Annotated in this window: 12 protein-coding genes; 9 read left to right on the top strand and 3 right to left on the bottom strand. The window is 43.0% G+C overall.

From position 1 onward, the window contains the following. Positions 1–11: 11 nt before the first annotated feature. Both HGO97_RS03480 and HGO97_RS03475 read right to left on the bottom strand, forming a co-directional pair. Positions 12–398 carry an SHOCT-like domain-containing protein gene (locus HGO97_RS03480; RefSeq protein WP_216239471.1) on the bottom strand — a complete coding sequence of 129 codons (387 nt, stop codon included), beginning with the start codon at positions 396–398 and terminating at the stop codon, positions 12–14. Positions 399–419: 21 nt separating this feature from the next. Further along, positions 420–782 (bottom strand): DUF2089 domain-containing protein, encoded by a 363-nt coding sequence (locus tag HGO97_RS03475; RefSeq protein WP_216239469.1) that lies wholly within the window; start codon positions 780–782, stop codon positions 420–422. 335 nt (positions 783–1,117) lie between these two features. On the opposite strand from HGO97_RS03475, the gene HGO97_RS03470 reads away from it, so the two are divergent. The 4 genes from HGO97_RS03470 (at position 1,118) to HGO97_RS03455 (ending at position 4,327) form a co-directional block, all read left to right on the top strand. Next, positions 1,118–1,657 (top strand): methylated-DNA--[protein]-cysteine S-methyltransferase, encoded by a 540-nt coding sequence (locus HGO97_RS03470; RefSeq protein ID WP_216239467.1) that lies wholly within the window; start codon positions 1,118–1,120, stop codon positions 1,655–1,657. A 45-nt stretch (positions 1,658–1,702) separates the two neighbouring features. Continuing rightward, positions 1,703–2,278: a DNA-3-methyladenine glycosylase I gene (locus HGO97_RS03465; RefSeq protein WP_216239464.1), complete on the top strand. Its 576-nt coding sequence runs from the start codon at positions 1,703–1,705 to the stop codon at positions 2,276–2,278. Between the two features lie 62 nt (positions 2,279–2,340). Next, complete coding sequence (locus tag HGO97_RS03460) at positions 2,341–3,894, top strand: AAA family ATPase (protein ID WP_216239463.1); 1,554 nt, start codon at positions 2,341–2,343, stop codon at positions 3,892–3,894. Positions 3,895–4,048: 154 nt separating this feature from the next. After that, positions 4,049–4,327: a helix-turn-helix domain-containing protein gene (locus tag HGO97_RS03455; protein WP_216239462.1), complete on the top strand. Its 279-nt coding sequence runs from the start codon at positions 4,049–4,051 to the stop codon at positions 4,325–4,327. A gap of 146 nt (positions 4,328–4,473) precedes the next feature. Here HGO97_RS03455 and HGO97_RS03450 read toward each other — a convergent pair whose 3' ends face one another. Next, on the bottom strand, positions 4,474–5,457 hold the full coding sequence (locus HGO97_RS03450) for a MerR family transcriptional regulator (RefSeq protein WP_216239457.1): 984 nt from the start codon (positions 5,455–5,457) through the stop codon (positions 4,474–4,476). 280 nt (positions 5,458–5,737) lie between these two features. Here HGO97_RS03450 and baiCD point away from each other — a divergent pair, with 280 nt between their 5' ends. From baiCD to HGO97_RS03425, 5 genes are all read left to right on the top strand, one after another. Then, positions 5,738–9,208, top strand: coding sequence for a bile acid Fe-S flavoenzyme BaiCD (gene baiCD, locus HGO97_RS03445; protein WP_216239455.1), 3,471 nt, complete (start codon positions 5,738–5,740; stop codon positions 9,206–9,208). Positions 9,209–9,504: 296 nt separating this feature from the next. After that, the gene (locus HGO97_RS03440; protein ID WP_216239454.1) at positions 9,505–9,846 is read left to right on the top strand and encodes a PadR family transcriptional regulator; all 342 of its coding nucleotides are present in this window, start codon (positions 9,505–9,507) and stop codon (positions 9,844–9,846) included. Beyond that, a complete protein-coding gene (locus HGO97_RS03435; protein WP_216239452.1) occupies positions 9,833–11,137 on the top strand; it encodes an FtsW/RodA/SpoVE family cell cycle protein in 1,305 nt (434 codons plus the stop codon). The genes HGO97_RS03440 and HGO97_RS03435 overlap by 14 nt, the downstream gene beginning before the upstream one ends. 69 nt (positions 11,138–11,206) lie before the next feature. Beyond that, a complete protein-coding gene (locus HGO97_RS03430; RefSeq protein ID WP_216239450.1) occupies positions 11,207–12,019 on the top strand; it encodes a DUF6056 family protein in 813 nt (270 codons plus the stop codon). Further along, a complete protein-coding gene (locus HGO97_RS03425; RefSeq protein ID WP_216239448.1) occupies positions 12,003–12,497 on the top strand; it encodes a hypothetical protein in 495 nt (164 codons plus the stop codon). The genes HGO97_RS03430 and HGO97_RS03425 overlap by 17 nt, the downstream gene beginning before the upstream one ends. Positions 12,498–12,512 lie beyond the last annotated feature (15 nt).

Raw genomic sequence — 12,512 nt, 5'->3', positions numbered from 1 at the left:
GCATGCTCCCTTTATTTGTCTACAAATACGCGGACTGTTGTCCCATCAGCAGCCTGCACGTTGACGAAGTCTCCGTCGATTTCGTCTTCCAGACATTCGGAAATGGCATCCATCATTGCGGGCAGATCCACTCCCTGAAGATCCTGTTCCGGGATAGGCAGCTTTCCGGTCACTTTTAAAATCTTCTTGATTGCGCTGACTGGAAACTGGACGTTCACTTTGTCACCATTGGTGCTGTCTACGATGATACGGAACATCTTCTTATCATAGCTGGTCTTTACGATGGCAGTCTGTTGCGCCGGCACGTCTGCATTCAGGGCGGCCATAAGTTCTGCTCCTTGTTCTGCTGTGATGGTTCCATCTTCGATCATTTTTAAAATTCTCATTGTTTCATCCATATTCATTCTCCTTTTCGAATGCTACTTTAACTGTGCAATTGCCTGTTCGGCAGTAATTTCGCCGTTCTCCAGGGCTTTTAAGATCTCTTCTTTCTTCTTGGAACGCTGGTCTTCGGATTCTGTTTCATATCCCAGTTTCTTAATGACCCCATCCAGTTTGGAGCGGACGGTGGGATAGGAGATCCCCAGTTCCTTTTCTACTTCCTTGATATTCCCTCTGCATCGGATAAATGTCTCTGTAAAATAGAGTTCTTCATCGGAAAGGTAATCAAACTTGCTGAGTCGGAAGTTGTTCTCAATGACTGTATCGCAGGAATCGCATTTGAGCCGAACCACGGTCAGCTCGTTATCGCAGATTGGACAGCGGCTGATAACTTTATTCATATAATCACATCCTTTTCTTGTGTTCTTAGTATTAATATAACACACAAATTGAAAAAATCAATAGCTGAATTAAATAATTTAATATAAAAATTAAAAATATTAATATTAATGTCAAAAATATAAATTTTAAATTCATCAAGGAAGCAGCGAAGTCGATTCCGAATATCTGATTTGACTGTAAAAAAATAGAAAATAAAACGGAAGAGTAAAAGATAAAGTTGTGATTGCAAAGCGTCGTAGATTTCTGTATAATGAAAACAGAACGAATGTTCTATGGACGTAAAAAGGCGCCTGTGTAAGGGCAAGTGCAGAGGATGTGAAAGGAGAGCGTGTCAATGATTTATTCAGCGCGTTATTTATCACCACTTGGTGAGATTACCATTGCAAGTGATGGGACAAGCTTATTAGGAGTATACTTTGAGGGACAGAAGTATTTTTATGGGAGTCTGGCGGAAGAACCTGTAGAAAAAGAGGATATTCCTGTTTTAGAGTCTGCGAAGGAGTGGCTTGACCGGTATTTCGCAGGAAAGAGACCAGATATCTCAGAACTTCCTCTTGCACCTGCCGGCAGTGAGTTCAGACAGGCAGTTTGGAAGATTCTCTGCGAGATCCCATACGGAAGTGTCATAACTTATGGGGATATCGCGAAGAAGATCGCAGAAGAAAAAGGCCTTGGTAATATGTCCGCTCAGGCAGTCGGGGGTGCTGTAGGACATAATCCGATTTCCATTATCGTTCCCTGTCACCGGGTCGTTGGAAGCAATGGAAGTTTTACAGGGTATGCGGGCGGCATAGAGAAGAAAGAAGCGCTGCTTCGTCTGGAGGGAGTCGATACGAAGCAGTTTCGTGTACCGAAGAAAGGGACAGCGCTATAGTATTCATGGTACCATGCTGGAAAATTTAAAAAAGGATGATTAAATATGGATAAGAAGAAAAGATGCCCCTGGCCGGGGGACACACCGATTTATATAGACTATCATGACAATGAATGGGGGCGTCCGACACATGATGACCGGGAACTTTTTGAAATGCTGGTTCTGGAAAGCATGCAGGCAGGTCTTTCCTGGATTACGGTTTTAAAAAAGAGAGAAGCATTCCGGGAGGCTTTTGATGGGTTTGACCCGGAAAAAGTTGCCCTTTATGACGATGAGAAGATAGAAGAACTCATGAACAATGAGAAGATAATCAGAAACCGCCGGAAGATAACAGCGGCGGTTAACAATGCAAAGCTGTTTTTAAAAGTACAGGAAGAGTATGGAAGCTTCGATAAGTTTATCTGGAAATATGTGGATAATACTCCGATTACAGGACATTGGGAAAAGATTGAAGACATGCCTGCAAGCACGCCGCTTTCAGACCGGATCAGTAAGGATCTAAAAAAGATGGGATTTCAATTTCTGGGGACAACGATCATCTATTCCTTTATGCAGTCAGTCGGGATGGTGAATGACCATATTAAAGAGTGTTTTGTTTATCAGGAGACCGTGGAAAAATGATTGATTCAGGTTGCTGTTATATGAAATTCTGTCTATAATAAAAGCAGGCAAGGAGGTGTCTTATGAATTTTTTGAATACTGATATTGGAATCAGAACGTTTCAGGAGATAGTGAACAGTAAGACTTACGTGGATAAGAGTCTGTTGATAAAGAAGGTTTCAGAATATATTGGCACAGAAAGCAAGTATTTGTGTCTGACAAGACCAAGAAGATTTGGAAAAACAATTAATGCAAATATGCTCGGAGCATATTATACGAAGGGGTATGACAGTGATAAGCTGTTTGCTGATTTTAAAATAGCATGTACACAGGAATACCGGGATCATTTGAATCAACATAATGTTATCCAGATCGATTTCAGTCGTATGCCTGATTTCTGTACTTCTTACCAGGAGTATTTGGAGAGTATTCTGAAAATGCTTAAAAGTGATCTGGCAGAAGCATATTCGCAGACAAGAGGTAAGGCTTATGATCGAATCAGCCAGATGCTTTGGGAGACAGGTGATAGTTTCATTTTTATCTTAGATGAGTGGGACTCTATTTTTCATGAAGAATTCGTAAACACCAGAGATAAGGTCCATTTTCTGAAATTTTTGCGGGGGCTTTTAAAAGATCAGCCATATGTGGAGCTTGCTTATATGACGGGGGTACTGCCGATTGCCAAGTATTCCAGTGGTTCAGAGCTCAACATGTTTGATGAGTTCAATTTTATGAATGATAACATTTTCGATCATTTTTTTGGATTCAGCGAAGGTGAAGTAAAAGAACTCTGTGAAAAGAATGAAGGAATTACGTTTGATGAGTTGAAACGTTGGTATGATGGCTACTATACAAGTGATGGGAAAAGTCTGTTTAATCCTCGTTCTGTAACAAAAGCATTGAACAGAAAACTCTGTCTGAATTACTGGACAGAAACAGGACCGATGAATGAAATTGCAGATTGTATTGAAAATAATGTTGATGAGGTACGCGAAGATATTGTAAAGATGGTGTCGGGAATTTCTGTTGAGGAGGACCTGCATGGGTACAGTGCCCTGGATTTGGAGTTGAATACCAGAGATGAGATACTGTCTGCAATGGTAGTGTATGGTTTTTTATCATATTATGATGGCCACCTCAGTATCCCAAATCATGAACTGATGGAGAAGTTTCAACGTGTATTATCTAGAGACAGTATGGGCGGAGTGAAAGAGATTGTAGATCGCTCCAGGGAGATGCTGGAAGCAACGATAAAATGTGATGAAAAGAAGGTTGCATCTATGATCGAATATGTACACGACCAGGAGATTCCTTTTTTACAATATGGAGATGAAAATTCATTATCCTGCGTAATTACGTTGTGCTATCTATATGCAAGAAAAGATTATGATATAGAAAGAGAAGCAAAAAGTGGAAAAGGTTACTGCGATTATCTTTTCCGACCACGGAAGTCAGGACTTCCGGCAATTATACTTGAGTTAAAATCAGGTGGAACATGTGAGGAAGCAATCAGGCAGATAAAGGATCGAAATTATCTACAGAAAACGGAGAAATATCAGGAGATTTTACTGGTTGGGATTGCATATAGCAGGAAAAAGGAACATGTTTGTATGATTGAAAGATGTACTAATAACTGAAAAGATTAGAGATTAAATGTATTGAAGATGTTATAGTACTTAAAAAATCCCAAATCGTGACATGATAAAACTGATAAAATATTAGCTTTTTGTTATGAAAATAATAAAAAAGAATAAAATATTAGTGCAATATATTTAAAAAGTGGAGGCATACATGCTTGGCAATCTTAAATTTCCGAAAGAAATTGCAAAGGACATTGCATTACAAGAGAAGAAGAAAAGGAAGATGCGAAAACTGACACAGACGGAGTTGAGTGAAAGGGCAGGAATCAGCCTTGCATCCTTAAAGCGTTTTGAGCAGACGGGAGAGATTTCTTTTGTTTCACTGATTAAAATAGCGGATATTCTGGGAGAAAAGGGGGCGTTTGAAGAACTTTTTACAAGTAAGGAATATCAATCAATTCAGGAGGTTATAGATGAAAGAAATCAATAATCTAACAGTGAGATATCATGGCAGGATGGTCGGAATCCTGGATTATAATGATCTGACTTACAGTAATTCAATTGGAGGAGAGCATGCCACCTGTGTCAATGGGAATGGTAGAATTGTAATCCTATTCTTAGTCAAAGCGGACAGGCCTATTCCCGCATCCCCGTCCCAAACAATGCCCCGATCTGTGCATGGTGGTCCGTGCACAGATCAAGATACTCATCCAGATTCTTAAGCAAAGCAGCCTTTACCGGGATGCCTTCCTCTGAGCAAAGCCACTGGTATATATCATCACAGCATCTATGGATATTATCATAATATGCAGAGAAGCATGGGCTGAGCTCTGCCACCAGCGTATTAAAATCTGAATCATATAAAATGGTAGTCGGCAGGGTCAGGCTGTGATATTTCTTTTTCCATTCTTTGGCAAAAGCTTCATTATCTGATATCTTTTTGATGTATTCCTTCGCCTTTTCTACATATTCTTCAATGTTGCTTTTCGACAGAGAAACTACCTGCTGGATGTGTCTGGTGCACTCGGTAAACTGTTCATCCAGTTCCTCCGCAGATAAGGAATACAGATGGGCTTTCAATGTCTCAAGATCTGTACTGTCGGATTTCCCTGCCGCTGTGACCAGCTTACTCCAGAGGAACTGACGGTATTCTGTCATGGGAATATCTTTCAGAAATGGTCCCCACAAATATAAACTGATCAGATGGGCATCATTTTCCTCATCCGGTATGACTGGCACAGAATTATCCGGAAAATCTGCATGGAAAACTGCATCTGAGAAGGATTCATCAGAAACCAAAAGCGGCATGCGGTCATGGAGATTCTGCAGTCCCACGATTTTCCGGTTCAACAGTTCCCGTTCCTTTTTAAGCGTCTCGATTTGTTTCTGCACGTAGAGATATGCGGTTGCAGGATGCTTAAGCATGGCATGGATATCTTTGATTGAAAAATCCGCCTTCCGAAGCTGTTTTAATACCTTTAAGCGTTCCACATCTTCCTGGGAAAAATCATAGTATCCGTTCGCAGGATCGGTGCTGGGAGTAAGAAATTGTTCCCCGATGTAAAAATAAATCGTTCTTTTTGTTAAGCCAGTCAATTTTACAACCTCTCCAAGTCTCATAACCGAATTCTCCTTTTCATGCTTTTGAAGTTCTGTTTCAGGCAGTCATACAAGAACATAAGTGGAACGTAACGTAACACTTTTGCTGCAGATAAACACGTATTTTCCATAAAAACTATAAATAGTATAACATAAATCTGCATTTTGGGGTGAATGCTTCACAAAAATAGAGGGATATTTTTGTTGGTTCTGCGAATGGACTCTACACAAGCGATACGCATTACAATAAGAATAGTAAATGCAGATATAATAGATGCAGAGGAAGCAAGGAGGTTCAATCATGTATCAGAAACTATTCACACCAATCAAAATCCGTGACATGGAACTTAAAAACCGTATTATTCTTCCCGCAATGGGAACGAAATTTTCAGGAAAGGGAAGCGATGTCACAGACCAGCTGATCGATTATCATGTAGCACGCGTAAAAGGCGGCACAGGCTTGAGTATTGTCGAGGTCTGCAGTGTACATACACCGAGTGCTCCGAGAGGTTTTCTTTCTATTTCCGAGGACCGCTACATTCCTGGAATGAAGAGACTGACAGATGCAATCCATGAAAATGGCGGAAAAGCGGGATTACAGCTCTGGCAGGGAAGCATCTGTGTAGGAATGGACCCGACGGCCCTGATTCTGGTTGCAAGTGACATGCCAGTGAGCGCAGAGATGACGATTCCGGGAATTTCAAAGGAAATGATCGCAGAAGTAGTGGAATGCTATGGAAAGGCAGCCGGACGCGCAGTACAGGCTGGATTCGATTGTGTGGAAATCCATATGGCACACAATTACCTCCCTCACTCCTTCCTTTCCGGTGGAATCAACCACAGGACGGACGAGTACGGAGGAAGTTTTGAGAACCGTGCAAGATTCCCGCTTGAGATCATCCGTGCCGTAAGAAAGAATATTCCGGAGACAATGCCGGTCTTTATGCGAATCGATGCACATGATGATTATCTGGAAAATGGCCTGACAATCGAGGAAGTGATCGAGTTCTGTAAGCTTGCAAAGGCAGAGGGCGTGGATGTGCTCGATGTCTCCCGTGGTAATGTGATTTCCGCAGGTAATAAATTCGAAGTACCGCCGATCGACCTTCCGAGAGGATTTAATATTGAAAATGCAGCAAAGATCCGTAAAGAGACTGGAATGCTGACAGTTGGCGTAGGACGTATCAACACGGCAGAGCTGGCAGAGCAGATTCTGGAAGAAGATAAAGTCGACATGGTAGTCATGGGACGTGCACAGCTGGCTGATCCTGATTTTGTGAAGAAATCAAAAGAGGGACGTCTGGATGAGATTAATTACTGTGTAGGCTGTGACCAGGGATGTCTGGACGGGTTTGCAAATATTGACTGTCCGCATATTACCTGTCTGAGGAATCCGGCAGTGGGAAGAGAAAAAGAATGCCAGATCGTGAAAGCAGAGAAGCCGGAGACGGTACTGATCGCAGGAGGTGGAATTGCCGGACTGGAAGCAGCCATTATCCTCAAAGAGAGAGGTCATGAGCCAATCCTGTGTGAAGCAACAGATACCTTAGGCGGCCAGTTCCTGACAGCAGGAGAGGCGCCGAGAAAAGAAGAGATGAAAGAGGCTGTTCTTGGCATGGCAAAACGTGCGCATGACCTTGGAGTGGACATCCGCATGAATACGTCGGTCACACCAGAACTTATTGCCCAGATCAAACCGCATACATTGATCAATGCAATCGGTTCCGAACCGATCATCCCGAATATTCCTGGCGCACGCCTTCCGTTTGTACTGAATTCACATGACGTACTGGATGGAAAGGCAAAAGCAGAAGGTAACGTGGTCGTGATCGGCGGCGGTATGGTCGGCATGGAAGTGGCAGAATATCTGGCAGAAAAGGGATGCAAGGTGACAGACCTTGAGATGCTCAAAGAATTCTGTGCGGATATGGGAGACGCCCGCAAGACCTGTGTGACCGAGAGTATTTATCAGCTTGGCATTACTCCGGTAACAGAAGTAACTGTAACTGAGATTAAAGAAGGGGAAGTCATCGGAACGAAAGACGGACAGAGCGTGTCCTATCCATGCGATTATGCAGTGCTGGCAATCGGTTCCCGTTCCAGAAATGCAGACGATCTGGAGGCAGCGTGCCGTGAAGCGGGAATCGCATATTTCACAGTAGGTGATGCGGGAATGGCAAGACGTGCGCTGGATGCAGTCCGTGAGGCGTTTGATGTGGCAATTACTTTTGATAAGCCGGAAGTCCATGCAGAGGCATCCAGACCGAAGAAAGTGGTATTCCTGACAGGTGCTACAGGAACCATGGGACAGGAGACAATGAAGCAGTTACTGTCCAGAAGCAGCAGATTTAAGACAAGAATCCTGGCACGTCCATCTGAGAAGAATAAGGCGCTGCTGAAAAAGTATATGTGCCCGGCTCTGGAGATCGTATGGGGAGATATGGCCGATTATGATACCATCCTGAAATGTGTGACAGGGGCAGATTATGTACTTCACGTTGGCGCAATGGTATCACCGATGGCAGATGATTTCCCGGAGAAGACTTTATACACCAATATTGGCTCCACATTAAATATTATCAAGGCAATCAAAGAGCAGCCTGACCCGGATGCCGTACATTTTGCATATGTTGCAACCGTTGCGATGACAGGACAGCGTTCCGAACCGATTCATTTTGGACGCGTCGGTGACCCGATTAACCCATCTATCTTTGATTACTATGGAATTTCAAAAGTATTTTCAGAGATGGCTCTGTATGACAGCGGCTTAAAGCACTGGGTATCGATCCGTCAGACCGGACAGCATCCAAGCAATGAGGCGGCAGGGGAACTTCCGATTCAGACTCATCAGCCGCCGAACAATGTACTGGAGTGGAGTACTGCCATTGAATCCGGTATCTGTATGGCGAATATCTGTGAGGACTGGGTTCCGGAAAGCTTCTGGCGCAAAGCCTATAATCTTTCCAGTGGAGCAGGATACCGCATGACGACCTGGGAACTGATGGATATTAGTCTGGGAGCTTTTGGAATTGCACTGAAAGACATGCAGGATTCCAGAATGATGGCGAAGTATAACTTCCACGGCCACTATTATACAGATGCGGATGATCTGGATAACATTCTTCATTTCCGCTGTATTCCGGCAGAAGCTTACTGGGGCGGTGTCAGAGAAGAGATGAGGAGAATGGCAGAAAACCCAATGATCCGCGCCGCTTTCCCGACCGCAGAGCAGATGAAGCAAAACATCATAAGAATCGGGCACAAGAGAATGGGAACCTACTGGATGTTCGAAAATAATGAAGAAAACTGGGTCAAGGCATTCTTCGGTTCCCGCGAGCAGCAGGCCGCAATCCCGGCATTTGATGAGGGCTATGATCTGCATCATCCGAGTGAGGAGCCGACTTATCTTGACCATGGATATGATGAATCCAAAAAACTGGAAGACCTCACACTGGATGAACTGAAAGCGGCTGCAAAATTCCGCGGAGGCGAATGTCTGGCAGAAGAAGTGCCGGATATCTATACCCCGATCAAGTGGAGATGTGCAGACGGACATGAATTCATGATGTCTGTCAACGCAGTACTCCAGGGCGGACACTGGTGTCCTGAGTGCTTAAAGGACAGCTGGGCTTACGGACAGATTGCAAAGAAAAATCCGTTCTACGCACAGGTATGGTGGCCGATCCACGATCCGGGCGATGACTATGTCATTCCGATGGAATACAGTGCTTATCGGATCAGAGAAGAACTGATGGAGAAGCTGGGGCTGTAGATAGTGCATCCCATAGGGAATCCTGTAACTCATGCCCTTTGTACTACGAATGTACAATAAGGTACATTGATTTTTAGAAAAGAAAAAGTCTCACAGAATTTGCGGATAGAACAAGAAGCAATCTCAGGGGAAAGGGCTCCTGAGGTTGCTTCTTATTTCTCTATTTTAATTGCGAGTGAACTCTAATGGACAACATGTTTTGAAATTGAAAGGATACGTTTTTCTTGACATATATAGATTGCCGATATATTATATAGATAATCGATATATAGAATATCTATATAAGGAGGGACGAGATGTCAATTGATAAAAGTTTAATATCAGGAAGTACGTCCATGCTTCTCTTGAATTTGTTAGAAAATCAGGATATGTATGGATATGAGATGATTGAAGCATTGAGAGAAAGATCGAACAATGTATTTGAGCTAAAAGCAGGTACATTGTATCCCTTACTGCATAATTTTGAGAGCAAAGGTTACGTAGAGTCATATGAGAAAGAGGTATTAGGTAAAACACGAAAGTATTACAGAATTACCAGCAGCGGAAAAAAACAACTGCATGAAAAGAAAAAGGAATGGGACGAATACACGAAGGCGGTAGCTTATGTGTTAGGAGGTGAGCTATATGGAAAAGCGTGACTATATAGAGCAGGTAAGTGAACAAATACGATGTAAGCGAGCGCTCCCGGGAATCCTTGATGAATTGGATGCTCATATCAGCGATCAAAAGGCAGATTATCTATCTTCTGGCATGTCAGAAAAGGAAGCGGAGCTTTCTGCAATTCGGGAAATGGGTGATCCAGTAGTAGTAGGCGCAGAACTCGATGCGATCCATAGACCACGGATGCCCTGGAAGACAATCATCATCATTGGTGTGATTAGTATAGCCTCATTCATCCTGCAGACAATGATATGGCCCTCATCCCTGAGACAGATGTTGTTCTGCCTTGTTGGTTATGGAATTATGATTGCTGTGTGTTATATTGATTATACTAAAATTGCAAAATGGTCAAAGGAATTATTGTTGTTGTTTTCATTTTTTACGTTTTGCTCGGAGTTATTTTTTAATCCTATGGTCAATGGAAGCCATCAGTTCTTGTATATTCCTTTCCTGGGAAGTATGAACCTCAGTCAACTGATTCTTTTGACGATCCCATTGTATTGTGCTGTTCTATACCAGTATAAAGGAACGAAAAGAAAGGGAATCATCATGGGGATTATTTGGACCATCCCTCCGATTTTATGTGCATGGTATATGCCTAATTTGATTACAGCAGCGGCCCTGTTCGTAATGTGCATGGTATGTTTAAGCATTGCAATCAAGAGACAGTGGTTTCAGGTATCGACAAGAATCTCGTTATGTGTGATATGGAGCAGTGTTGCAGCTATCCCTATGTTGGGTCTGTATTTCTTTGGCGAGACTTATCAAAAAGCAAGAATAACTGCCTTATATAATGGTGAGGCATCCTATCGTGTTATGGCTATCCGGGAAACTCTGTCAAATAGTCTTTTGGTCGGCGGCAATCAGACTGGGAAGGAAATCATCGGACAATGGCCGGATTCGGGAAGTGATTTATTTTCTTATGTGAGCATTTATTATGGTCTGGCAGTGGCCATAATTGCAATTGGAATTATTGTAAGTCTGTTTGTGTATATGCTCCAAAAGTCGATCAGGCAGACCAGCCAATTAGGCATGCTGATAAGCAGCGGATGTTGTGTTGTGTTCCTGGTGCAGATTATGATCTGGCTGACTGGTAATCTTGGGCTGCTGCCGATAGACGGTTATTGTCCGTTTCTGACTTATGGAGGAACAGGAACAATTACCACATTTGTGCTTCTGGGAATCATTCTTTGTATTTTTAGAAATAAAAATGTCTTCCCTGCAAATGTGGTGATAAAAAAGAAAATCAGGAAGAAAGAATTTCTTTAAACAAAGGGGCTTGCCATCTATTCAATTGAAGGATAAAATAATGGAAATAGACAGGAGGAATTGGATTAGATGGAAGAACTAAAGAGAACCGTAAAAAGAGCCCAAGACTTTTGTTTACGGCATTCGAATACAATTGAGAAGGCTGCCGTGCTCTTATTGTGCCTGGGCCTGGGGATTTTTCATTATCATGTTCGGGAATACAGGGCAGATACCCTGGCTTTCCAGGAAAATGTGAAGCAGTATAGTCTTATGGGCTTTTTGATATGGAGAGCGAACACATGGTCAGGCAGAGTCGTCCTGGAAGGCCTGCTGTATGTGATCTTAAAACTGCCTTACCTGGTATTTGCGATATTGGACAGTCTGATGATTCTAGGGACAGTGTATGGTCTGCGGACATTGTTTGGATGGAGGCGGTTGGAAACGTCTGTGATTTCCCTGATGCTTCTATGCTTTCCGATAGATGGACTGATTGAGGTCGGGATTCAGCCTGGTGCAATTAATTATATCTGGGCGCTGGCGGCTGCGGTGATTGCATTGATTCCTCTTGGGATGATTTACCGGGAAAAATCAATCCGGTGGTATCACTATATCGGATTTGGGTCCGCAGCAATTGTGGGCTGTAACATGGAGCAGACAGCGGCAGTAGTATTCTGTTTTTACTTCATAGCGCTTCTTTATTTCCTGAAAAATAAGAAGCAGAAGCCCATTCTTTTTGTTCAGATGTTTCTTAGCATGTTCTCTTTGGTTTTTATTATGACATGTAAAGGGAATAGTGCGCGGCTGATTCAGGAGACGGCAAGCTACTGGAAGGATTTTGGGGAACTGTCTGCAGCCAAAAAAGCTGTGGAATGGATGGTTCACGACCGTGAGTTATTTCTTTAGCTCCCGGGAACTGCCATTTTTTATGTTTATCACGGTTCTATGTATGTGGTTGTGGATAAAATACCGGAAGGTGAATCTGTTCACGATATGTGGTACAATACCGCTTTTCGTAAGGCTGGGCATTTGGGCCGGCAAATTCCCGGATATTCTGTTCGGAACGAGGATTCGGGATAGGGCAGCAGGAGTTTGGTATGAGAACGGAATTCCAGAGGCCCCGCCTCATCCATTGTATCCCCAGATTATCCTTTATACCATTCTCATTCTAATGATCGGTGTGGCAATTTGTGGAAGCTTTCAGTCAATCGAAGAGACAGTCCTTGTACTGCTGATTCTTTCCGCAGGATTTGCTACCCGCATACTTATGGGATTTTCCCCGACCTTAATTGCATCCGGGACAAGGACCTTCTTTTTTTTAGATGTTTCTTTGTATATAGGGGCGGTATGGTACATACGGCGAATTCTTCGGTTGCAGCTTTAAAGAGTGGGTATCCTC

This window comes from Faecalicatena faecalis, from assembly GCF_012524165.2.
Lineage (GTDB): Bacteria > Bacillota > Clostridia > Lachnospirales > Lachnospiraceae > Faecalicatena_A > Faecalicatena_A faecalis.
Note: the sequence above shows the minus strand (reverse complement) of the source record. Positions and strands in the feature narration are given on the sequence as shown.

Bases quoted from the DNA above. Each gene is read 5' to 3' on its own strand.
- HGO97_RS03450 (WP_216239457.1), bottom strand. From the start codon at position 5,457: ATGAGACTTGGAGAGGTTGTAAAATTGACTGGCTTAACAAAAAGAACG.
- HGO97_RS03470 (WP_216239467.1), top strand. From the start codon at position 1,118: ATGATTTATTCAGCGCGTTATTTATCACCACTTGGTGAGATTACCATT.
- HGO97_RS03480 (WP_216239471.1), bottom strand. From the start codon at position 398: ATGGATGAAACAATGAGAATTTTAAAAATGATCGAAGATGGAACCATC.
- HGO97_RS03455 (WP_216239462.1), top strand. From the start codon at position 4,049: ATGCTTGGCAATCTTAAATTTCCGAAAGAAATTGCAAAGGACATTGCA.
- HGO97_RS03465 (WP_216239464.1), top strand. From the start codon at position 1,703: ATGGATAAGAAGAAAAGATGCCCCTGGCCGGGGGACACACCGATTTAT.
- baiCD (WP_216239455.1), top strand. From the start codon at position 5,738: ATGTATCAGAAACTATTCACACCAATCAAAATCCGTGACATGGAACTT.
- HGO97_RS03430 (WP_216239450.1), top strand. From the start codon at position 11,207: ATGGAAGAACTAAAGAGAACCGTAAAAAGAGCCCAAGACTTTTGTTTA.
- HGO97_RS03475 (WP_216239469.1), bottom strand. From the start codon at position 782: ATGAATAAAGTTATCAGCCGCTGTCCAATCTGCGATAACGAGCTGACC.
- HGO97_RS03460 (WP_216239463.1), top strand. From the start codon at position 2,341: ATGAATTTTTTGAATACTGATATTGGAATCAGAACGTTTCAGGAGATA.
- HGO97_RS03435 (WP_216239452.1), top strand. From the start codon at position 9,833: ATGGAAAAGCGTGACTATATAGAGCAGGTAAGTGAACAAATACGATGT.
- HGO97_RS03440 (WP_216239454.1), top strand. From the start codon at position 9,505: ATGTCAATTGATAAAAGTTTAATATCAGGAAGTACGTCCATGCTTCTC.